The 21,269-nt window shown below is 58.7% G+C and carries 19 protein-coding genes; 13 read left to right on the top strand and 6 right to left on the bottom strand.

Annotation, left to right across the window (positions count from 1 at the left end):
• The first annotated feature begins 87 nt into the window (after window positions 1–87).
• Window positions 88–693 (top strand): nucleoside 2-deoxyribosyltransferase, encoded by a 606-nt coding sequence (locus GT748_RS12060; protein WP_021660223.1) that lies wholly within the window; start codon window positions 88–90, stop codon window positions 691–693.
• 84 nt (window positions 694–777) lie between these two features.
• Here the strand turns inward: GT748_RS12060 and GT748_RS12055 are convergent, their stop codons facing one another.
• A complete protein-coding gene (locus GT748_RS12055) occupies window positions 778–1,776 on the bottom strand; it encodes an NAD-dependent epimerase/dehydratase family protein (RefSeq protein ID WP_044992961.1) in 999 nt (332 codons plus the stop codon).
• Between the two features lie 230 nt (window positions 1,777–2,006).
• Here GT748_RS12055 and GT748_RS12050 point away from each other — a divergent pair, with 230 nt between their 5' ends.
• From GT748_RS12050 to abc-f, 3 genes are all read left to right on the top strand, one after another.
• A complete protein-coding gene (locus GT748_RS12050) occupies window positions 2,007–2,939 on the top strand; it encodes a nucleoside hydrolase (RefSeq protein WP_021660220.1) in 933 nt (310 codons plus the stop codon).
• A 20-nt stretch (window positions 2,940–2,959) separates the two neighbouring features.
• The gene (locus GT748_RS12045; RefSeq protein ID WP_021660219.1) at window positions 2,960–3,907 is read left to right on the top strand and encodes a nucleoside hydrolase; all 948 of its coding nucleotides are present in this window, start codon (window positions 2,960–2,962) and stop codon (window positions 3,905–3,907) included.
• Window positions 3,908–4,225: 318 nt separating this feature from the next.
• Window positions 4,226–5,887 (top strand): ribosomal protection-like ABC-F family protein, encoded by a 1,662-nt coding sequence (gene abc-f, locus GT748_RS12040; RefSeq protein WP_143161588.1) that lies wholly within the window; start codon window positions 4,226–4,228, stop codon window positions 5,885–5,887.
• A 551-nt stretch (window positions 5,888–6,438) separates the two neighbouring features.
• On the opposite strand, the gene GT748_RS12035 is transcribed toward abc-f, so the two are convergent.
• The 4 genes from GT748_RS12035 to galE all read right to left on the bottom strand — a co-directional run bounded on the left by GT748_RS12035 (window position 6,439) and on the right by galE (window position 9,513).
• On the bottom strand, window positions 6,439–6,729 hold the full coding sequence (locus GT748_RS12035) for a hypothetical protein (protein WP_161213571.1): 291 nt from the start codon (window positions 6,727–6,729) through the stop codon (window positions 6,439–6,441).
• Window positions 6,730–6,789: 60 nt separating this feature from the next.
• Window positions 6,790–7,134 (bottom strand): PAS domain-containing protein, encoded by a 345-nt coding sequence (locus GT748_RS12030; protein WP_021659736.1) that lies wholly within the window; start codon window positions 7,132–7,134, stop codon window positions 6,790–6,792.
• 30 nt (window positions 7,135–7,164) lie between these two features.
• A complete protein-coding gene (locus GT748_RS12025; protein WP_021659735.1) occupies window positions 7,165–7,935 on the bottom strand; it encodes an AAA family ATPase in 771 nt (256 codons plus the stop codon).
• 564 nt (window positions 7,936–8,499) lie between these two features.
• Window positions 8,500–9,513 (bottom strand): UDP-glucose 4-epimerase GalE, encoded by a 1,014-nt coding sequence (gene galE, locus GT748_RS12020; RefSeq protein ID WP_044992716.1) that lies wholly within the window; start codon window positions 9,511–9,513, stop codon window positions 8,500–8,502.
• A gap of 230 nt (window positions 9,514–9,743) precedes the next feature.
• Here galE and GT748_RS12015 point away from each other — a divergent pair, with 230 nt between their 5' ends.
• The 9 genes from GT748_RS12015 to GT748_RS11975 are packed head-to-tail and all read left to right on the top strand — an operon-like array spanning window position 9,744 to window position 19,643.
• A complete protein-coding gene (locus GT748_RS12015) occupies window positions 9,744–10,784 on the top strand; it encodes a glycosyltransferase family 2 protein (RefSeq protein ID WP_021659730.1) in 1,041 nt (346 codons plus the stop codon).
• 41 nt (window positions 10,785–10,825) lie between these two features.
• A complete protein-coding gene (locus GT748_RS12010) occupies window positions 10,826–11,701 on the top strand; it encodes a LicD family protein (RefSeq protein ID WP_021659729.1) in 876 nt (291 codons plus the stop codon).
• A 3-nt stretch (window positions 11,702–11,704) separates the two neighbouring features.
• Window positions 11,705–12,418, top strand: a complete 714-nt coding sequence (locus tag GT748_RS12005) for an IspD/TarI family cytidylyltransferase (protein ID WP_021659728.1) — start codon at window positions 11,705–11,707, stop codon at window positions 12,416–12,418.
• The gene (locus GT748_RS12000) at window positions 12,411–13,424 is read left to right on the top strand and encodes a ribitol-5-phosphate dehydrogenase (RefSeq protein ID WP_021659727.1); all 1,014 of its coding nucleotides are present in this window, start codon (window positions 12,411–12,413) and stop codon (window positions 13,422–13,424) included. Before GT748_RS12005 ends, GT748_RS12000 begins: the two co-directional genes overlap by 8 nt.
• A gap of 32 nt (window positions 13,425–13,456) precedes the next feature.
• The gene (locus GT748_RS11995; RefSeq protein ID WP_021659726.1) at window positions 13,457–14,452 is read left to right on the top strand and encodes a glycosyltransferase family 2 protein; all 996 of its coding nucleotides are present in this window, start codon (window positions 13,457–13,459) and stop codon (window positions 14,450–14,452) included.
• An 18-nt stretch (window positions 14,453–14,470) separates the two neighbouring features.
• A complete protein-coding gene (locus GT748_RS11990) occupies window positions 14,471–15,568 on the top strand; it encodes a glycosyltransferase family 4 protein (RefSeq protein ID WP_021659725.1) in 1,098 nt (365 codons plus the stop codon).
• A gap of 18 nt (window positions 15,569–15,586) precedes the next feature.
• On the top strand, window positions 15,587–17,059 hold the full coding sequence (locus tag GT748_RS11985; protein WP_044992714.1) for an O-antigen ligase family protein: 1,473 nt from the start codon (window positions 15,587–15,589) through the stop codon (window positions 17,057–17,059).
• Between the two features lies 1 nt (window position 17,060).
• A complete protein-coding gene (locus tag GT748_RS11980; protein ID WP_073261063.1) occupies window positions 17,061–18,071 on the top strand; it encodes a glycosyltransferase family 2 protein in 1,011 nt (336 codons plus the stop codon).
• Window positions 18,072–18,095: 24 nt separating this feature from the next.
• Window positions 18,096–19,643 carry a lipopolysaccharide biosynthesis protein gene (locus tag GT748_RS11975; RefSeq protein ID WP_021659721.1) on the top strand — a complete coding sequence of 516 codons (1,548 nt, stop codon included), beginning with the start codon at window positions 18,096–18,098 and terminating at the stop codon, window positions 19,641–19,643.
• Window positions 19,644–19,722: 79 nt separating this feature from the next.
• Here the strand turns inward: GT748_RS11975 and gpmI are convergent, their stop codons facing one another.
• Window positions 19,723–21,237 carry a 2,3-bisphosphoglycerate-independent phosphoglycerate mutase gene (gene gpmI, locus GT748_RS11970; protein ID WP_021659720.1) on the bottom strand — a complete coding sequence of 505 codons (1,515 nt, stop codon included), beginning with the start codon at window positions 21,235–21,237 and terminating at the stop codon, window positions 19,723–19,725.
• Window positions 21,238–21,269: the final 32 nt, after the last annotated feature.

Raw genomic sequence — 21,269 nt, 5'->3', positions numbered from 1 at the left:
CGGGCCCTTTTTGCGGGCCTTTCCCTCCCCCCGGCGCACAAGGGATGCGGCCGGGGAGATGATTCCGGAACAGGAGGCGAGTTTGACTTGTTTATCGACAAAAACGGCGTTGTCCGCCGCCCGGTGGCCTATCTGGCCGGGCCGGACATGTTCTGGCCCAACGGGGACGAGATCGGCGCCCACTATGTGGAGTTGAGCCACAAGTACGGCATCGACGGCATCTATCCCCCCAACCCCGCCCGGGACGACGAGTTCAAGGACTATGTCCCCAAGGACGACTCCCGCGAGGAGAAGGAGAAGCGCGGCTTCATCCACGACATCAACCACGTCCGCCGCTCGGACATGATCATCGCCAACCTCAACGACTTCCGCCGCGGGCAGGAGCCCGATTCCGGCACCTGTGTCGAGTGCGGGGCCGCCTATGCCCTGGGCCAGCGCTGCTACGCCTTTGTGGACGACGCCCGCCCCATGGTCGAGCGGTTCACCGGCGCCAAGCACCAGAACGAAGAGGGCAAGTGGGTGGACGAGAACGGCTGCACCATCGAGGACTTCGACTATCCCCTCAACCTGATGTTCAGCGTGCCCTTCACCATCGTCGAGGGCACCATGGAGGACGCCATGAAGCGCGCCCGGGCCGACTTTGACGCCGAACTCATCGCCGCCGGCTACGAGCCCTTCCAGGTCGAGGAGTAACCGGCGCTGCCCGGCCTGCGGGCCCGCCAAAACGCGCGCAAAAAGGCCGCCGGTCAAAAACCGGCGGCCTTTTGTGGATGGCTGTCAAAAGCGGCCCTGTACCCGCATAAAGTGAACGGTGTCCCGCAGGGTCTCCTCCATGGGGCGGGGGCGGTAGCCCAGTTCGTCGGCTGCCTTCTGCCAGGAGAAGACGGCGTTTGTCTCCAGCGTGTAGAGGGAGTAACGGGTGTAGAGGGGCGGGGCCTTGCGGATCTTGTAGTAGATTTCCGACAGGGGGGCGGTGGCCCGGGCAAACCAGAGGGGCAGGGTGTGGCGGATGGGTTTGCAGCCGGTGGCCAGGTGGCAGCGCTCCAAAAACTCCTGCACGGTGAAATAGCGGTTGGCGAGGATGTAGCACTCCCCCACCCGGCCCCTGTCGGCGGCGGCGACCACCCCGGCGGCCACGTCCCGCACGTCCACAAAGTCATAGCCGCCCTCCACGCCGGCCAGCAGCTTGCCGCGGGCGCAGTCGGCCACCAGGGCGTTCAGGTGGCCGTGGCCAAAGTCCCAGGGCCCCACGATGCCCGAGGGCTGCACCACCACCGCGGGCAGCCCGTCCTTGGCGGCTTCCAGCACCAGGGCGGTGGCCTCCGCCTTGGTCTTGGCGTAGAGCCCCTCCACCAAGTCGGGGTCGAAGTGGTCGGTCTCCACCACCACCTGCCCCTCCGGCCGCTCGGGGATGGCGTGGACCGAGCTGACATAGACCATCTTCTCCACCCCGTACTGGCGGCAGAAAGCCAGCAGGTTGGCGGTGCCGCCCACGTTGACGTCCCACACCTTCTGCTGGTACTTGGAGGCGATGCTCACGATCCCCGCCGCGTGGATCACCACCCGGCGGCAGGGCTCCTCGGTCTCAAAGAGGGGGTGGAGGCTGGCCGGGCAACAGACGTCGCCGCGGATCACCTCGACCCCATCGGGCAGGGAGACAGCCGGGTCGCCCGGCAGGGCCAGCCCCCGCACCCACTCGCCCCGTTTGGCCAGCAACCGCACCACCACGTTGCCCAGGTGGCCGTAGGCGCCGGTTACAATGTACAGTGTTTTCATCGCGCGCACCCCTTTCATCTGCTGTTAGTATATCCCGTCTATGTGAGCAATAGATGGACAATTTGTAAAACGCCCGTCCCTCCGGCCGGAGAATCTGACCGCCGGCTTTTGTGCGTTTTGGCTGTTTTTTTCGGCGCATCTTCTACGCCCCCATCCCCTGTACGCGCCCCTGATTCTAAAGTATAATGATTTGGTAAGGCCATATACCAAGAAATGGAGGAGTCTGCACAATGAGCAAGAAAGTGTTATTTGACTGCGATACCGGCGGAGATGACGCCTGCGCGGTCGCCCTGGCCGTCGCCAGCCCCGAGCTGGAGGTGCTGGGCATCACCACCTGTATGGGCAACCAGCCCATCGAGAACACCACCCAGAACACCCTGGAGCTGGTGCGCTACCTGAAGACCGACATCCCGGTGGCCCGGGGCTCGCAAAACCCCCTGGTCCGCCAGCGCTGGGTCGGCAACCCCGAAGGGCACCGGCTGCCCATCCCCGATTTGAGCGAGGAGGTGGGCCCCCTGCAGGAGAAGTCCGCCGTCGAGTTCATGGTGGACGTGCTCCGCTCCAGCGAGGAGAAGGTGACCCTCATCCCCCTGGCCCCCCTCACCAACATCGCCAAGCTGATGCTCCAACACCCCGACTTGGTGCGGGAGAAGGTGGAGGAGATCGTCCTCATGGGCGGCGGCATGTATTTCGGCAACACCACCGGCGCGGCGGAACTCAACTTCTACGCCGACCCCGAGGCGGCCCAGGCCGTCTTCTCCTTTGGGCTGCCGGTGGCCATGTGCGGGCTGGACGTCTGCACGAATGCCTATATCACCCCCGCCGACAACGACAGTTGGAAGGGCTTTGACAACCCCTGTGCCAAGGCGTTTTACAGCATCACCCACCACTCCCTGAACGACGGCTGGGGCGAGTTCCCCGGCGAGCGCACCCTCATCTTCGACACGGTGCCGGTGATCTACCTGTTGAAGCCCGAGCTCTTCACCACCGTCAAAGCGGACATCCAGATCGAGTGCGCCTCCGACCTCTGCGACGGGATGAGCGTCTGTGACGCCCGCACCGGGCTGCACCAGACCGACCGCCCCCACATCCACACCGTGGTGCTGGACGTGGACCGCCAGGGCTATGTGGACGCGGTGCGCGAACTGCTGAAAAACGCCTGAGAAAGGGAGGAGAGAAGAGAATGGAACAGAACAAACGCCCCATTATCCTGGACTGCGACCCGGGCACCGACGACGCCATCTGCCTGTTTATGCTGCTGGGGGACGAGCGCTTTGACATCAAGGGGATCACCCCGGTCTGCGGCAACAAGCCCCTGTCCTTCTGCGAGAAAAACGCCCTGCAGCTGTGCGAGCTCACCGGCAGGGAGGACATCCCCGTCCTCAAAGGGGCCAGCCAGTCCCTCTTCTGCGGGGAGCGCACCGCCGGCAACGTCCACGGCGCGGGCGGTTTGGGCTCGGTCACCCTGCCGGAGCCCCACAAGCAGGTGGAGGACCAGTACGCCTGGGACTTCATCTACCAGCAGGCGGTGGCCTGCAAGGGCGAACTGGAGATCGTGGCCATCGGCCCCCTGACCAACGTGGCCAATGCCCTGCTGAAATACCCCAACTTAAAAGACTATGTCAAGCGCATCTCCATCATGGGCGGGGCCAAGGGCCTGGGCAACTGGACGGCCGCGGCCGAGTTCAACATCTGGGCCGACCCCCACGCCGCCAAGATCGTCTTTGCCAGCGGCATCCCCATGGCGATGATGGGGCTGGACATCTGCTTTAAAGCCTATGTCACCGCCGACGATTTGGCGCGCATCCGCGCCGCCGGCGGCCCGGTGGCGGAGGTGGCGGCCGCGCTCATCGGCGAGCGGGTCGGCTACGCCGAGAAGAACGGCCGCCCCGGCGGCATCCTCTGCGATGCGGTGACCGCAGCCTACGTGATGGACGAATCGGTGGTGCAGACGGTGGATGTCCACGTGGATGTGGAGACCCGCGGCATCCTCACCGAGGGCAAGACGGTCATCACCTACAAGCACACCGAGGACCGCCACTTCCCCCCCAACACCAAGATGGGCGAAGATGTGGACCGCCCCCGCTTCATCGACCTGATCGTCAACAGCCTGACCAATTTAAACCGCTGACATCGAGGGCGGGCCCCGGCAGAATGGCGCCGGGGCCCGCCCTTTTTCTCCCCTTGCAACCCGGGGAGATGTCTGGTATACTCGTATTCGTAGAAACGAAGAAAGGCGAGGTAACCACACCGCGAATGAGACTGTTTTGACCTTTGTGCGCAACCACTGAAAACGGACAAAACGCCCTCTCTCAATGGGGGCCGTTTGGTCACCTGCGCGGCAAAGGGGAAAACAGCACGGTGTGCGGTGGAGGCAAGTCCCCCTTTTTTCGCGCGCCCTCTGTCTTTTTCCTCCCTTGCAGGTGACCCTGCAAGGGAGGTTTTTCATTTGTCTGAACGAAACGTGCTGGTCTCGATTTGCGGGCTGGCCTATTTTATCGGGGAGCGGCGGCTTCTCGACATCCCCGAACTGACGGTTTTGGCGGGGGACCACATCGGGATCGTGGGGGAGAACGGGTGTGGCAAGACCACCCTCCTCGACCTCATCGCCGGTGTCCGCCAGCCGGAGTCCGGCCGGGTGGAGCGGCGCTGCCCCCTGGCCTACTGCCGGCAGTTGGAGGCGGCCGACCCCGCGCAGATGGCCGGCCCGCTGGCCGCCCTGGGGGCGGGGCCCCTGGCCCGCCAGGCAGGCCGTAGCGGCGGCGAGGAGACCCGCGTTAAGCTGGCCGCCGTCCTGGAGGAGGGCGCCCCCCTCCTCCTCTGCGACGAGCCCACCGCCAACCTGGACGAGCGGGGGCAGGCGGAAATCCGCCGGCGGCTGGCAGAGGTGGGGTCGCTGCTGCTGGTCAGCCACGACAGGGCCCTGCTGGACGCCCTCTGCGACACCATTTGGGAGGTGCGGGACGGCCGGGTGGGGGTCTATCCCGGCAACTACGCCGCCTACCGCCGCCAGCGGGCCCAGGAGGAGGAGCGGGCCCAGCAGCAGTGGGCGGAGTACACCGGCGAGCGGGCCCGACTGCTGGCCGCCGCCCGCCAGGTCTCCCGCCGGGCCGACGGCGTGAGGAAGGCCCCCAGCCGGATGGGCAATTCCGAGGCCCGCCTCCACAAGCGGGAGGCCACCCAGAAGTCGGCCAAGATCGCCCGCCGTAAAAAGGTGTTGGAGGGGCGCATCGAGCGGATGGACCGGGTGGAAAAGCCCTTTGAGGCAGACGGTATCGCCCTGCGCATCGACCCGGCCCCCCTGCGGGCCCGCACCGCCCTCACCGCCGCGGATCTGGCGGTGGGATACGCCGGTGTCCCCCTCTTTGAGGGGGCTGCCTTCACCCTTCCGACCGGCAGCAAAACCGCCCTCATCGGCCCCAACGGGGCGGGCAAGACCACCCTGCTGTGCACCCTGGCGGGGGAGATGGCTCCTCTGGCCGGCGAGTGCCGCCTTTCTCCCCAGGCCAAACTGGGGTTTCTGCGCCAGGGGTTTGAACAGCTGGACGAGGGGCGCACCGTCCTCGAAAACGCCCTTGAAGGGGCCCTCCAGTCCCCCACCCTGGTGCGCACGGTGCTGGGGCGGCTCCTCTTTCGGGGGGAGGCGGTCAACAAGCCCCTGGCGGTGCTCAGCGGCGGGGAGCGGATGAAGGTCGCCCTCTGCAAGCTGTTGGTGGGCGGCTGCAACCTCCTCTTTCTGGACGAGCCCACCAACTATCTGGACCTCCCAGCGGTGGAGGCCCTGCAATCCCTGCTCCAGGGCTATACCGGGACCCTGCTGCTGGTCAGCCACGACGAGGCGTTTGTGGAAGGGGTGGCCGACCGGCTGCTCTGTGTCAGCGAGGGCGGCCTCACCGCCTTTGCGGGCGGGCTGGCCGACTGGCGCCGTCAGCAGGAGAGGCCAGCCCGCAGGGCAGGACAGAGCGCCGCCCTGCGCAAAACGGTGCTGGAGATGCGGTTGAGCCAGTTGGCGGTGGAGATTTCCGCCGCGCCGCTGGAGAAAAAAGCCGCCCTGGAAGAGGCCTACCGGGAGGCGGCGGAGGAACTGCGTGCCCTCAAGGAAGGGGAGTGACCCCCATTTACAAAAAAACCATCCCCGGCAGAACCTTCTGCCGGGGATGGTTTTTTGCAGTTTTGTCAGGAAAGGGAGAAGACAAAGGGCTCGAAGTCTACGGCGTGGTCCTCAGACAGGATCTGAAGATGGATCTGCAGTGCTCCAGGGCCCTTCAGAGCGGGAAAAACCACTGCCCCGGTGGCGGTGACGCCGGGCAAAATGTCATCGGGAAGGACCTCGTAACGGGCCTCGGCGTTGTATGTTTCGGCGTACTGGGCCCCGTCCTGCGCCAAGTACCCGGCCTGGTAGGAGATGCTGGCCCGGCCCGTGTTTTGAATGCGCAGGTAGAGCCGCGTCTCCTCTTCTGCAAATTCGATCTTCTCGACGGTGACCGAACAGCCCTCCTGTGTCTGGGTGAGGGCGGGGTCGATTTCTTTGAGGGTGGGGCGGATGGCGTCTTTGTAGGTGGAGTGGGTCAGACCGGCCGCCGCGAGGTGGGGCAGGTCGGTGCCGGTGTTTTTGGTGGACCAAAACTTCCCGTCAACCAGGAGGATGTCCCCCTCCTCTATCTACAGGGAGGAGTCGGCGGAGTGGACGGCAATGGGGGAACTGCGCCCTTCGGGGATAAAGAGAAAGGACGATTCGCCGGTATGGCGCTCCAACGTGCTGATGGCGCGGCCGACCAGCTTGACGTATTTCCCCCGGTAGCCGACCGGGTCGGCATAGACGCGGGGCAACTCTGCCGTGTCGATGTACTCCCTTCCCTCGTCGGGGAAAGAAAAGGCCTCGCTCTTTTCCCCACAGCCGGTCATCAAAAGGGCCAGGGTGAGACACAACAGGGCGATCAGATGTTTTTTCACAGGGTCTTCTCCTCTCTGACAAAGGCACCGTCCCGCCGCACCCGGCGGCAGTGCGGCGCGCTATTTCTGCAAGTTCAGCTCAAAGCGCTCGAAGTACCCCAGCAGCTCCCCCTCCTCGTTTCGCACCGGGTTGATGTAGTAGCGCTGGTTGTCCGGGGTCACCCCCAGGTAGATTTCGTTGCCGTGGCGGCGCAATTTTTCCACTGCCGCCTCGATGCGCTCCCGCGAGAGCTCCTGGTGGCAGTCAAACAGGGAGCGGCCGATCAGGTCCCGGTACCCCCGCACCTGGTAGTAGTGGTATTTGGCGGCCCGGTTCAGGTAGCGGATGACGTGGTCGCAGTCCACAAACACCACCCGGTAGGGGTAGCTGTCGAGAATGGCTTCCAGCATTTCCAATTTTTCCATCGCGTGTTCCTCCTTGTGTTTTGGGTGGGGTCACTCCCCGTCCAGCAGTTCCCGCAGCATCCGCTCCGGCGCCTCCAAAAAGGCGCGGGTGACCTGGTAGTGGCTGGTCTCCCGATAGGCCGTGGGGCGGATGGCGCCCCCCTCCTCAAAGGAGAGAATGGCGGCGCCGGGCAGAGCCATCAGGATGGGGGAGTGGGTGGCAATGATGAACTGGCTGCCCCCTTCCGCCAGCAGGTGGATCTGCCGCAAGAGGGCCAGCTGCCGGGAGGGGGAGAGAGCTGCCTCCGGCTCGTCGAGAAGGTAGAGCCCGCGCGGGGGAAAGCGGCCCAGCACCAGGGAGAGAAAGGCCTCGCCGTGGGACTGGCTGTGCAGGGAGCGGCCCCCGTAGCTGTCAAAGAGGCCGGGGGCCCCGATCTCCTCTAACCGGTCCACCTCGGAGGCCAGGTTGTAAAAGCTCTCTGCCCGCAGAAAGTAGCTGGTTTGGGGGCGGTAGGGGCCTTTGGTCACCGTCAGACAGCGGTGCAGGGGGGAGTGAGTCTCTTTAGAGGCAAAGTGAAAGTTGCGCCCGCCCCCTTCCGGGTTGAGGCCCAGGGCCACGGCCAGCCCCTCTAATAGGGTGGACTTTCCGGTCCCATTCTCCCCCACAAAATAGGTGACCGGGCGGTGAAAGGCCAGCGCCCCCAGCTCCCGCAGGCAGGGCAGGTCGGTCAGATAGCCGCCCACCTGCCGCAGGGCGGCCCGGTCCAGCGCCACCTCGGCGACAAACAGTTCGTTCACAGCCCTTCCCCCCCTTGGGCTCATTATACCCCCTGCCCGCCCTGTTGCGCAATCGCGGCGGGCGGGGCGAAGGGGGAGAGAGGGGACAAAAAAAGAGGGCCCCGTACGGGGCCCTCTTTTCCAATTCGTCCGATTTCAGAAATCAGGCTGCCAAACTTGACCACCCCTTTGGGGGATGGCCCTGAGCAGTTCCAAACGGCGGTCCCGCTCTTTCTTACGCACACCTGCAAACTCCTTTTTCCATCTGTTTGCAAAGACAAGCTATGGGCGGAGTTTGAAATCAACTGGGGTTGCCTGTCTTTCAGATTTGAAACCTACCCATTGGACAATACCTCCTGTGCGCACTGCACATTTGCCTTGAACGGTGGATAAGGCTCCGTTTTGAAGGGCCATGGTACGCGAATTTCCTCACCTATTATCTGTTTTGGTATACAACCAAAGGAGGTTTGGTACGAAACCCTTTTCTTACCTATAATATATAATTTGACTACACGAAAATCAATATTTTTATTGAACAATCCTTCTGCCTGTTTTTTGTGCAAAAAGCAAAAGGGCCCCAAAGAGGCCCTTTTGCAGCAGCTTTTTTGTCTAGTCATCGTAGCCGTTGGGGTTTTGGCTCTGCCACCGCCAGGAGTCGACGCACATCCGCTGGATGTCGTACTCCGCCTCCCACCCCAGCTCGGCCTTGGCCTTGGAGGCGTCGGCCCAGCACTCGGCGATGTCGCCGGCCCGGGGCGGGGCGATTTTGTAGGGGACCTTCTGGCCGCTGGCCTTTTCAAAGGCGTCCACCACCTGCAGCACCGAATAGCCGTTGCCGGTGCCCAGGTTGTAGATGTGCACCCCGGCCTTGCCCGCCAGCTTCTCCACCGCCTTGATGTGGCCCTTGGCCAGGTCCACCACGTGGATGTAGTCGCGCACCCCGGTGCCGTCCACCGTGGGGTAGTTCTCCCCGTACACGTTCAGGTACTGCAGTTTGCCCACCGCCACCTGGGTGATGTAGGGGATCAGGTTGTTGGGAATGCCCTTGGGGTTTTCCCCGATGCGGCCGCTCTCGTGGGCGCCGATGGGGTTGAAGTAGCGGAGGATCACCAGGGAGAAGCGGGGATCGGCCCGGTAGAGGTCCCGCAGAATTTCCTCGGTCATCAACTTGGTGGCGCCGTAGGGGTTGGTCACCGAGAGGGGGAAGTCCTCGGTGATGGGGACGGTGGCCGGCGAGCCGTACACCGTGGCGGAGGAGGAGAACACCAGGGTAAAGACCTGGTACTTTTGCATCAGCTTGAGCAGGTGCAGGGTGCCGGTCAGGTTGTTGTGGTAGTATTCCAGCGGTTTCTCCACCGACTCCCCCACCGCCTTGAGCCCGGCGAAGTGGATGACCCCGTCGAACTGGTGGGCGCGAAAGACCGCTTCGGTGGCGGCGTAGTCCAGCAAGTCGACCTGGCAGAATGTCACCGGTTTGCCGGTGATCTCCTGTATACGCTCCACCACCTTGGGGCTGGAGTTGCAGAGGTTGTCCAGGATCACCACCTCGTGTCCCGCATTCAGCAGTTCCACGCAGGTGTGGCTCCCAATGTAACCGGCGCCGCCGGTGATCAGCAGTTTCATAAGATGCCCTTCTTTCCCTTTCATCCGGTTTTGGCAGATGGAAAACTGCCTATATTATAGTGGTCGGAGGGCGGTTTGTCCAGCCGCTTAAAATGTGAAGAAACCCTGAATAAACGGGCATCCAGAGGGGAAAGCGGGCCTGTCCTATTGAATTTGAGGGGGGCTTAGAGTATAATTGATAAATAAATTTGCCCTTTTTCGTGTAAAAAGACAGTTTGTGGAGGAAAACCATGACAGACCTGATCGAGCAGAGAGAGACAGGATCTCAGGCAGACCCTGCCATTGAGGTTTCTGTGGTCGTCCCCATCTTAAATGAGGAGGCCTATATCGGCCCCTGCATAGAGTCTATTCTGAAGCAGGACTTCCCCCGTGAGCGGATGGAAGTCTTGTTTGTTGATGGCGACTCGGAGGACAAGACCACCGCCATCATCGCCCAGTACCAGGAGAAGTACCCCTTTATCCACTGCCTGCACAATCCGGGCAGGACGGTGCAGTTGGCCCTCAACATCGGCATCCGCGCCGCTGTGGGGGAGTATATCGTCCGCCTGGACGCCCACTCGGAATATGCCGACGACTACATCTCCCAGTCCATCGCCACCCTCAAAAAGACCGGTGCCGACAACGTGGGCGGCCCGATGATCGCCTGCGGCAAAAACGCGGTGCAGAAGGTGGTGGCGGCCGCCTACCACTCCCCCTTTGCCCTGGGCGGAGGGAAATTTCACATTGCGGACTACGAGGGCTATGTGGACACCGTTTTTCTCGGCGCCTACAAGCGCCAGACCATCCTCGACCTGGGCCTCTACGACGAGGATTTCCCCCGTAGCGAGGACGACGAGTTCAATATGCGGCTGCACGCCCACGGGGGCAAGGTGTACATGACCCCCGCTATCAAGAGCCGCTACTACCCCCGCGACAGCTACCGCAAGGTCTTCAAGCAGTACTACGAGTACGGCGTCTGGAAGGTGGCGGTCATCAAAAAGCACAAAAAACCCGCCCGTCTCTCCCATCTGGTACCCATCAGCTTTGTGCTGTTTATCGCCGTGTTCGGGCTCCTCTCCCTCTTCTTCTCGCCGGCCCGCTGGGTTTTTGGCGGGGTGATGGGCCTCTATCTGTTGCTGGACATCTACTTTTCCTTCTCCAACAAGCGGGTGAAGGGCTTTGTCAACAAGTTGCGGCTGATGTGGGTGCACTTCATCCTCCACATCTCTTATGGACTCGGCTTTTTGCAGGGGATCTTTCAGTTCGCCGGCAAGACTTTTCAGCCGGTCTAGAGGGGATTTGAGGCGGCCAATATAGAGAGGAAGGCGAGAGGATGGGCGAAAGCTATACCTTTACCCCGGAAAAATTGCGGGAACTCCAGCTAAAGGGGTTGGAGATGGCCCTCTACTTCAAAAAAATATGCGATGAAAACGGGCTGCTCTTTTACTTCTGCGGCGGCTGCTGCATTGGGGCGCTGCGCCACCAGGGGTTCATCCCCTGGGACGACGACGTGGACGTCTTTATGCCCCGCCCCGACTACGAGCGGCTCAAGGAAGTCTGGCCCCAGAAGGCCGACACCTGCCGGTACAGCATCTGCTATCCCACCCGGGAGCGGGTGGACGGCAATCTCTTCATCACCATCAAGGACAACGAGACCACCTATATCAAACCCTACCAAAAGCAGATGGACATCCCCCACGGGGTGGTGCTGGACATCCTCCCCCTGGACGGCTGTCCCAGCGACCCGGGGAAGCGCAAGCGGCAGAAGTTTTGGGCCCTGCTCTACTCCCTCTACTGCGCCCAGCAGGTGCCCACCAACCACGGCAAGAAGGTGGCGGCGCTGGCGAGGGTCGCCCTGACCTGTGTTCCCTTTAAAGGGCTTCGCTACAAACTCTGGAAGCTGGCCGAGCGGAAGATGACCCAGTACCCCATCGCCCAGTGTGAAAAGATCACCGAGCTCTGCGCCGGTCCCCACTACATGCAAAACGAGTATCCCCGGGCGGCCTTTGACAGCGCCGTCTACCGGGCGTTTGAGGGGCACCCCATGCCCCTGCCGGTGGGGTATGACCAGTACCTGACGATCGCCTTTGGCGACTACATGCAGCTGCCCCCCAAAGAGAAACAGGTGGCCCACCACGACTGCCTCTTCTGCGATTTGGAGCACGGCTACCAGCAGTACAAGGGAATTTACTACTGCACGGAGGATTGAATCATGATTTTTGGCGCGATTTTGGCCGGCGGCACCGGCTCCCGGATGAACATTGCGGACATGCCCAAGCAGTTTCTCCCCCTGGGGGACAAGCCCATCATCCTGCACACCCTGGAGAAATTCCTCCTCTGCGACAAGATGGACCGGGTCTACGTGGGGGTCCACCCCGACTGGGTGGGACACATGCAGGACCTGTTGGAGCGCCAGGTGCCCCAGAAAGAGCGGGTCACCCTGGTTCCCGGCGGGGGGGACCGCAACAGCACCATCTTCAACATCGTCGACAAAATCGAGGCGGACTGGGGTCAGTCGGACGACCACCTCATCGTCACCCACGACGCCGTTCGCCCCTTTGTCACCCTGCGCATCCTCGAAGAGAACATCGAGGCCGCCCGCGCCTTTGGCGCCTGCGACACGGTGGTCTCCGCGGTGGACACCATCGTCGTCTCCGAAAACGGCGAGACCATCTCCCAGATCCCCGACCGGCGGCTGATGTACCAGGGGCAGACCCCCCAGAGCTTCCGCATCTCCCTGCTCAAAAGGCTCTACCAGAGCCTCGACGAGGAGGAGAAGGCAATCCTCACCGACGCCTGCAAGATCTGCGTGGTGCGCCAGACCCCAGTGCGGCTGGTGGAGGGGGATGTCTCCAACCTGAAGATCACCACGGTCAGCGACTACAAGATCGCCCAGGCCATGGTGGGGGGACAGGTCGTTGATTAACCACATCTACCAGCTGGTCAGCCCGGGGGTGTTCTCCATCGAGTATGCCTCCACCGACCTGGCGGACAAGGTGATCCTCCGCCCCCAATTCATGGCCCTCTGCCATGCCGATCAGCGGTATTTTCTGGGGCAGCGCAGCCAGGACGTGCTCCGCAAAAAGCTGCCCATGGCCCTGATCCACGAGTGCTGCGGGCGGGTGTTGCAGGACCCCACCGGAACCTTTGCGCCGGGGGCGCGGGTGGTGGCCATCCCCAACAGCCCCCAGAGCCCCGACCCCATCATCTCTGAAAACTACCGGCGGGACAGCCGGTTCCTCTCCAGCGGGTACGACGGCTTTATGCGGGAGTATATCGACCTGCCGGCGGACCGGCTGGTCTCCTGCGACGGGGTGCCCGACCACATTGCCGCCATCACCGAGTTTGTCAGCGTCACCGTCCAGGCGGCCCGGCGGTTTGACCGGCTGGCCCACGCCCGTCGGGACCGCGTCGGCATCTGGGGGGACGGCAGCATGGCCTTTGTGTTGGCCTGCACCCTCCGCTCCCTCTTCCCTCAAATCGAACTGCACGTGGTGGGGAAGAACGCCCACAAGCTGTCCATGTTCTCCTTTGTGGGGGCCACCCACTTCGCCGACGACCTGCCGCAGGGCTTCTCGGTGGACCACGCCTTTGAGTGCGCGGGGGGCGAGGGCAGCTACTACGCCATCGACGACATCATCCGCACCATCGAGCCCCAGGGGACGGTCATCCTGCTGGGTGTCAGCGAGAACAAGGTGGCCATCAACACCCGCGACGTGCTGGAAAAGGGGCTCACCCTGGCCGGCAGCAGTCGCTCCGGGCGGGAGGACTTTGTCGAGGCCATCCGCCTGATGGGCGACCCCGCTGTGCAAAACCGCCTCAACCGCATCATCAGCATCGACGACCCGGTCTGCCAGATGGGAGACATCGAGCGGGTCTTTCGCACCGACCTGAACACCCCCTTTAAAACGGTGTTCGAGTGGAGGATGTAAAAAAAACGTCCAGGGGAAAGGAGCGTTTGCCAATGGAAGAGGCTACCCCCACCATCAGCATCATCGTGCCCGTCTACAAGGTGGAGGCCTATTTGGACCGGTGTGTGCAGTCCATTCTCAACCAAACTTTTTCCGACTTTGAACTGATTTTGGTGGATGACGGCTCGCCCGACCGCTGCGGGCAGATGTGCGATGCCTACGCGCAGGGAGACCGGCGGGTGCGGGTGATCCACAAAAAAAACGGCGGCTTGAGCGATGCGCGCAACGCGGGGATCGACGCCGCCCGGGGAGAATACCTGGGCTTTGTGGACAGCGACGACGAGATTGCCCCGGACATGTACGAGAGCCTTCTGCAAAATCTTGTTCAGGGCAAGGCCGATATGGCAATCTGCGGTCTCTACGACTGCTATGGAGACGTCAAGGTGCCGCAGGATATTCAGCAAGGACATTTTCTCTACACAGCGGCGGAGGCGGTGGAATACCTTCTCTCCGGGCGGAGTGTGGGGCTTTTTGCCGTCAACAAATTGTACAAACGCGCCCTGTTTGACGAAGTCCGCTATCCGGTCGGGCGGCTTTATGAGGACGCCTTTGTCATTGTGGATTTGCTGATTCGGACAGACAGAGTGGTGGTGGATACCGCACCAAAATATCTCTATCAGCGGCGCCAGGACAGCATCACCATCGGCGCCTTTCAGCCAAAGGTATATGATGTGGTTGCCGCGCACGAGCACAATCTGCGGTTGATACGGGAGAACTTTCCCGCGCTGGAAGCGGTGGGGCAGTTTCGCCTTTGGTGGGCAAAAAAGCAGGTGCTGGAGCGCATTTCGCAAGTTGACCCTGCGCATTGGGGCGACTACCGCCGGGAGGTGGGAGAAATCGCCGGCCAGGTGCGCAAGAATCTCCTTTCCATCCTGAAAAATCCTTACAATTCCCGCAATCAGAAGATCGCCTATTTGATGATTGCCGTCGCTCCCCGACTGTTTTTGCGACAGATTGCAAAGAAACGCCGCCAGACGGCACAGGGATGAGGAGGCGTGTGTTCCCAAATGAAATCCATCTGCCTGGTAAAAGATGATTTGTCGATCTTCGGCGGGAGAGAAAAAATCCTCTCTGTCATGGCCAACGCCCTCTGTGAAGACTACTGTGTCCATGTGGTGGGGCTGTGGAATTCCCTGCGGACACCCCCCTACTTCCCATTTGACGAGCGGGTGCACTGCTTTCAAATTTTGGATCACAATGCCCGCGTGCGGGAGGCTTTGACCAAGACCATCTCCCCCCTGCACCGCTATTTGAAAGAACAAAAAATTGACGTGGCCCTCTCGGTCGGAGTCAATACCAATGCCTATTTGCTGGCGGCAGCTGCGGGGACAAAGGTCAAGACCATCTGCTGCGAGCACTCCAATCTGCAAAACAGCTATTACGGTTGGTTCGGCCATCTCAACCAGTGGTTGTCGGCGCGTTTTGCCGATAAGATAGTGACCCTCACCAAGCAAGATCAGGCGGCCTATCGCAAAAAGTTTCACCTGGGGGAAGAGCGGGTCGACTACAACTACAACTGTATTGACCCCGCCTGGCTGAAAGGGAAAAAGCCCTATGACGCGACGTCGAAGAAGCTGCTCTCTGTAGGGCGATTTGACCCGGTGAAAGGGTACCCTCTTTTAGTGGATGTGGCCAAGCGGGTGCTGACCGACCACCCTGACTGGCAGTGGCACATCTATGGCGATGGGGAAGAATTCTCCACCGTACAGGAAAAAATCAGGGCTCAGGGGTTGGAGAAGCAGTTGCTCTTAAAAGGGGCGGTCAAGTCGATGGAGGAGATCTACCCCCAATATGCCGCCGTTGTTCTCACCTCCTATCACGAGGGCCTGCCCATGGTTTTGCTGGAGGCAAAGGCAAACGGCCTTCCCATCGTCAGTTTCGACTGTGCGACCGGGCCGAGGGAGATCGTTCGCGACGGTGTAGACGGCTATCTGGTCCCGGTGGGGGATGTAGAGGGGATGAGCAAACGACTGGCTCAATTAATGGAAAGTATATCTTTGCGGAGAGCATTTTCAGAAAAGTGTGAAGAGAGTCTATACCTTTTTCAAAGGGAAAAGGTCATGGAGAAGTGGAGCATAATTATCGATTCAGTTTGTGCTCAATAGAGAGAAGGTGGGATGAGAATGACAAAGACAAAGTGGTCTTTTCAAATGTGCAGAAAGTGGTATTTGGTCATACTGTTATCCTTTTTGCTTTTTCGGATGTGTGTGCCCCTGTCACTGGCGTTGCCTAGTTCAGTAGACAGCTTGGCTTTTTCCCTTATTGCTATGGGGGGAGCTTTTTTGCTACTTTTTGACTTGCTCTACCATCGGCGTCTGTTTCAAATGAGGGGGAATACCTGGCTCTTTTGCCTGCTTGTCGTTGGACTTTTGTCCAGCCTAATCAATTCCGGATATGGTTTGTTTGATAACCTTAAAACACTTGTTTGGACAGCTATTCAGATGTTTTTGCTCTATGCGACTGGGAAAGAGCGAAAGCGCAGAGATGTGGAAGAAGAAATTTTTTTACTTGCCCGGGTATTTTTGCTGATATGGTTTCTTCTGACTTCCATTGGAGTGGCAATGTTTGTCTTTCAAATCGGGTATGTAGATGGGGGCATTCTGAAAATCCGCCAGGGCTTTTACGACAACCGGCTGTGGGGGCTTTTTAAGGATCCCAACTATGCGGCGATCCTCTCCATTATATCGATCGTTCTTTCGGTATTTTATTTTAAGAAAACCGCTCACAAGACAGTAAAAGGCATTTTGCTTATCAATGTGTTGGTGCAATTTGTTTACTTGGTGCTTTCTGGTTCCAGGACAGGAATGGTGGCAGCTATTGTTGTGATGGCCGCTGGCGTGTTCCTCTCCTTGCGACCATGGCTACAAGGGAAAATGGTGCGCCGTTGGGCCTGCGAAGGAATTGCTGTTGTAGGGGCAATTGTTTCTGCTGTTCTTCTGCTTGGAACAATGGAGCTGACAAAGGCCGGAGTGGAGCACGTCCCCGATTTGGTGGGAGCAATGGGAGGACATTTCTCCCCGGTGACCCTTGACCGCAGCGATGTAGTGGACAACGAAGACATTTCCAACATGCGGTTTAAGATTTGGGGAAGTGGATTTGATGTTTTCAAAACGACCCCAGTTGTCGGCACTTCTCCTCGCAATACATTGGACTACGCCAAGGATCATTTGCCAGATACTTTTATTGTAGAGAAAAATTATATCCTGCACAATGGATATTTAGAAGTATTGGTCAGTACAGGCATCTTCGGTACTTTATTTGCCTTGGGCTTTATCGGGGACCGCATAAAGATCATTGTTTACTACTATTTCGGCACGGGTTGGAAAAGCAGAAGATACTATCGAGAATCAACCTACTGTTTGCTGATTTGTCTGGCCGTGGCGGTATCGGCAGTCTTTCTTTCGGAAGTTTTCTTCGCCAACACCTTGGGGACCTGCCTGTTCTGGATATTTCTAGGATATTCTGATTTCTTTATGCTGAGAGGTGTACAGAGAGAAGAACGAAAAAATGAAAAAGCACCGCTCACCTGTCGTATAGCTGACTGGCTGGAAGAAAAGATGAGGGGCAGGCCGCAGCAGCTACAGCGGGGGGAGTAATATGGCAGATCAAGTCATTAGCGTTGTGATTCCGGTCTACAATGCACGTCAGAGTCTGGAACGATGCGTGCACAGCGTCATTGGGCAGTGCTACTCGGCCCTTGAGGTGATATTGGTAGATGACGGGTCAACTGATGGAAGCGGACCAATTTGCGACCAGTTGGCAGCAACAGACAGCCGTATTCAAGTTATCCACAAGCCAAATGGAGGTGTTTCCAGTGCCCGAAACAAAGGCATTGAAGTGGCAACGGGAGAGTATTTACAGTTTGTAGATTGCGATGATTGGCTGCACCCCCAAATGTGTCAGCTTTTATTAGAGGCAATTGCAAAAAATGGAGCAGATATGGCTCTTTGTGGATATCAACGAGTGGTGGGAAGACAGATAGACGAAGTTTCACCGATACCGTCATTTTGTAGCGGACCGATCGACTTCCAAAAACAATTTGAAAAGCTCTATTCTGCCTTTCTCATCAACCCTCCCTGGAACAAGTTGTATCGGCGCGCCTTGGTTGCTTCCTTTTCTCAGGGGATATCACTGGGAGAAGATCTCCTCTTTAACTTGGCCTATCTCAAAAAAAGTTGTAAAATAGAGGTCATCACAGATTGCCCATATTTTTATGTGGCCGAACAGCCGGGCTCTCTTACCAAGCGCTATCAGGAGAGCCGGGTAGACTGGGAGTTGGTGCTTTACAAAGAAACGACTGACTTCCTACAGGAGGTATTTGGAGCAACCTATATAAGTTCCGCTGTCCGAGAAGTCAGTGCCTCTGCCCTGCTTGCGGATATTGTCGGCTATTATGCCAACAGTCCTGCACCAAAGCAGCAGAAAAGGGATGTTCTTGCGGAATGGGCACAGGATCCTGGGGCGCAAGAACTGTTTTGGGCAGTGGGCAGAGGAGAGATATCTGTGCGAAGGAGGTCAAAGCTGCTGGCAAATCTGCTTCGGCGCAACCAACTGGCGGTGGCATCTCTCTATCTGAACGGATTGCGGCTCCTGGAAAAGGTCGACTGAAAAAAGGAAGACGAGGTGGCAGGAATGCGCACTAAAAAATCGCTGAACAACATACTGGTGAGCTGTTTTTCCTATATATTTTTGATGCTCAACTCCTTTATCATCAGGGGTGTTTTCAAGCGGATTTTGGGCCAGGAGATTGTTGGCATTGAAGGGGTCTTTCTAAATGTTGTCTCTCTGTTGGGAATTGTAGAGTTGGGTATTGGGACGGGAATCGTCTACAAACTCTATCAACCCATTGCGGATGGAGACACTCGAAAAATCGCGATCCTGCTCAACTTTTACAAAAAGGCGTATAGTATTATAGCCACGATTGTTTTGTCCTGCGGCTTTATAGCGGCCTTTTTTGTTCCTAGTCTTGTAAAGGAAGATTATTCGCGGAACTGGCTTAGTCTGGTCTTCTTCATGTATGTATTAGAGGTTTTGGCCTCCTACCTCTTTGCACAAAAACGCGCGATGTTCACGGCAGACCAGCGCAACTATGTGAATAACATTGCCCATACAGTTGGCCAGATGATTTCTTGTGTGCTGCAAATTGCTGTATTGATGGGCCTACACTCTTATCTTGGGTATCTGCTAGTTCGCATTTTTTGTACAGCTTTGGAGAATATATTTATCAGTTGGCAGTACAAAAAGCAATATGGATATATTGATACGAAAATCAAAGATGACCTGCCGGAAAAAGAGAAAAAGGGCCTTTTCCGCAATATTAAGGCACTGCTTTTCCACAAGATTGGGGCGTTTAGTCTCACCTCGACATCAAGCATGATTATCGCGAGGGGAGTAGATTTGATTTCTGCGGGCATCTATTCCAACTATATGTTGATCGTCAACGGTCTCAATAATATCACCAATCAGGTGTTTAATGGAATTGTCGCAAGCTTTGGGAATTTGATGTCCACTTCAACAAGGGAAAAGGCCTATGAGAATTTTAAAGTTCTCTATTTCTTTAACTACTTGATTTATTCCTTCTTCTCCATCTCTTTTTTTGTTATCTGTGTGCCGTTTATGAAGCTGTGGATGGGAAACGACAGCCTCTTTCCCATTGCAACAGTTTCACTGATTACGCTGTATTTTTACATTGGCGGCATGCGCCAAGCAGTCAATTTGGTCCGAACGAGTGCGGGGATCTATCAGCCGGATCAATACTTCCCACTCATAGAAACAGCGATTAACCTGGGGCTGGCCTTGATTTTGGTCAAACCGTTGGGCATTAACGGCGTTTTGGTTGCCAATCTGGTCAGTATGTTCTTGGTCCCCTTCTGGACACAGCCATATATCATCCATAAAAATGTTTTTGATACAGGGGTCAAAAACTACTATCTTCGCTATTGTGTCTATGCTGCGGTCGCCCTGTTTTCTCTTTTACTCACTCAGTTCATCTGTAGTCATCTGCCCGCAATGGGGGCAATGCTTACCATTGTTGCAGATGCGGCTGTCTGTTTGGTTGTACCAAATGCCATCAATCTGCTCGTCTTTTGGCGTACAGCAGAATTTCAACGACTTAAAGGAGCGGGGATAGGGCTCTGGCGCGATTTGCAACACCGTCGCTCTAAAAAGTCTTCCGAATGACCTGAAAAAGGAAAAGCGCTGGACAACGTCCAGCGCTTTTTGGCATTTACAGAGATATCTTGTGGGAAGAGAAGGATTTTTATAAGATGATGCTCTCCCCGGTCATCTCTTCGGGCTGGGGCAGCTCCAGGATCTTTAGCATGGTGGGGGCGATGTCCGCCAAGCGGCCACCCTTCCGCAGCTTGCAGTCGCCGCACCCGATCACCGCAAAGGGCACCGGGTTGGTGGTGTGGGCGGTGAAGGGGGACCCGTCGGTGTCGTAGAGCTTGTCGGCATTGCCGTGATCGGCAGTCAGCAGCACCGCGCCGCCCTTTTGCAGGATGGCGTCCACCAGCTGGCCCACGCCGTCGTCCACCGCCTCGACCGCCTGGACAGCCGCGTCAAAGACGCCGGTGTGGCCGACCATATCGCAGTTGGCGTAGTTGAGGATGATCACGTCGTACTTGTCCGAGGCGATCCGGGCCAGGGCCTCTTTGGTGACCTCCGGCTCGCTCATCTCGGGCTGCAGGTCGTAGGTGGCGACCTTGGGGGAGTTGATCAGGGCCCGGTCCTCCCCTTCACAGACCTTTTCCACCCCGCCGTTGAAGAAGAAGGTGACATGGGCGTATTTCTCGGTCTCGGCGATCCGCAGCTGGGTCAGCCCCTTCTGGGAGATGTACTCGCCAAAGGTATTGGCCAGAGACTGGGGCTTAAAGGCCACATGGACCCCGGGCATGGTGGCATCGTACTGGGTCATGCAGACGTAGTAGAGGGGGAAGCAGCCCTTGGCGCGGGTAAAGCCGTCAAACTTCTCGTCTACCAGGGTGCGGGTAATCTCCCGCGCCCGGTCGGGACGGAAGTTGAAGAAGATCACCGAGTCGCCGGCGTTCATCCCGGTGTAACCGGTGCAGACAGCGGGCATCACGAACTCGTCGGTCACCTCGTCCTTATAGGAGTTGGGCATCACTTCCAGGGCGTCGGCGGTGACCCCCTTGGCGTCCACCATGGCCTGATAGGCCTTCTCCACCCGCTCCCAGCGGTTGTCGCGGTCCATGGCGTAGTAGCGGCCCATGATGGTGGCGATCTTGCCCACGCCGATTTCCCGCAGTTTTTCGTTCAAGGCCTTCACGTAGTCGGCGCCGGAGGAGGGGGGCACGTCCCGCCCGTCCATGAAGCAGTGGACCCAGACCTCTTTGAGCCCCTTCTTCTTGGCCAGCTTGATGATGGCGTAGAGGTGTTCATTGTGGCTGTGGACCCCGCCGTCTGAGAGGAGCCCCATCACGTGCAGGGCGCTGCCGTTTTGCAGGCAGTTGTCCATGGCGCCCACCAGGGCCTCGTTTTCAAAGAAGTCGCCGTCGGCGATAGACTTGGTGATCCGGGTCAGCTCCTGGTAGACGATCCGCCCGGCGCCGATGTTGGTGTGTCCCACCTCGCTGTTGCCCATCTGTCCGTCCGGCAGGCCCACGTCCATGCCGGAGGCGCCAATCTCGGTGGTGGGGTAGGTGGAGAAGATCTTGTCCAGGTTGGGGGTCTTGGCGGCTTTGATGGCGTTGCCGTAATCGTTGCCGTTGATGCCAAAGCCGTCCATGATGATGAGGGCCAGAGGTTTTTTCATAGTTGCGCTCCTTTTCAATGGATTGCGGCCCC

Origin of the sequence: Bittarella massiliensis (ex Durand et al. 2017) (assembly GCF_009876955.1) — a bacterium.
Taxonomy (GTDB): domain Bacteria; phylum Bacillota; class Clostridia; order Oscillospirales; family Ruminococcaceae; genus Bittarella; species Bittarella massiliensis.
Note: the sequence above shows the minus strand (reverse complement) of the source record. Positions and strands in the feature narration are given on the sequence as shown.

Bases quoted from the DNA above. Each gene is read 5' to 3' on its own strand.
- GT748_RS12055 (WP_044992961.1), bottom strand. From the start codon at position 1,776: ATGAAAACACTGTACATTGTAACCGGCGCCTACGGCCACCTGGGCAAC.
- GT748_RS12050 (WP_021660220.1), top strand. From the start codon at position 2,007: ATGAGCAAGAAAGTGTTATTTGACTGCGATACCGGCGGAGATGACGCC.
- GT748_RS12045 (WP_021660219.1), top strand. From the start codon at position 2,960: ATGGAACAGAACAAACGCCCCATTATCCTGGACTGCGACCCGGGCACC.
- GT748_RS12030 (WP_021659736.1), bottom strand. From the start codon at position 7,134: ATGGAAAAATTGGAAATGCTGGAAGCCATTCTCGACAGCTACCCCTAC.
- GT748_RS12025 (WP_021659735.1), bottom strand. From the start codon at position 7,935: ATGAGCCCAAGGGGGGGAAGGGCTGTGAACGAACTGTTTGTCGCCGAG.
- galE (WP_044992716.1), bottom strand. From the start codon at position 9,513: ATGAAACTGCTGATCACCGGCGGCGCCGGTTACATTGGGAGCCACACC.
- GT748_RS12015 (WP_021659730.1), top strand. From the start codon at position 9,744: ATGACAGACCTGATCGAGCAGAGAGAGACAGGATCTCAGGCAGACCCT.
- GT748_RS12010 (WP_021659729.1), top strand. From the start codon at position 10,826: ATGGGCGAAAGCTATACCTTTACCCCGGAAAAATTGCGGGAACTCCAG.
- GT748_RS12005 (WP_021659728.1), top strand. From the start codon at position 11,705: ATGATTTTTGGCGCGATTTTGGCCGGCGGCACCGGCTCCCGGATGAAC.
- GT748_RS11995 (WP_021659726.1), top strand. From the start codon at position 13,457: ATGGAAGAGGCTACCCCCACCATCAGCATCATCGTGCCCGTCTACAAG.
- GT748_RS11990 (WP_021659725.1), top strand. From the start codon at position 14,471: ATGAAATCCATCTGCCTGGTAAAAGATGATTTGTCGATCTTCGGCGGG.
- GT748_RS11985 (WP_044992714.1), top strand. From the start codon at position 15,587: ATGACAAAGACAAAGTGGTCTTTTCAAATGTGCAGAAAGTGGTATTTG.
- GT748_RS11980 (WP_073261063.1), top strand. From the start codon at position 17,061: ATGGCAGATCAAGTCATTAGCGTTGTGATTCCGGTCTACAATGCACGT.
- GT748_RS11975 (WP_021659721.1), top strand. From the start codon at position 18,096: ATGCGCACTAAAAAATCGCTGAACAACATACTGGTGAGCTGTTTTTCC.
- gpmI (WP_021659720.1), bottom strand. From the start codon at position 21,237: ATGAAAAAACCTCTGGCCCTCATCATCATGGACGGCTTTGGCATCAAC.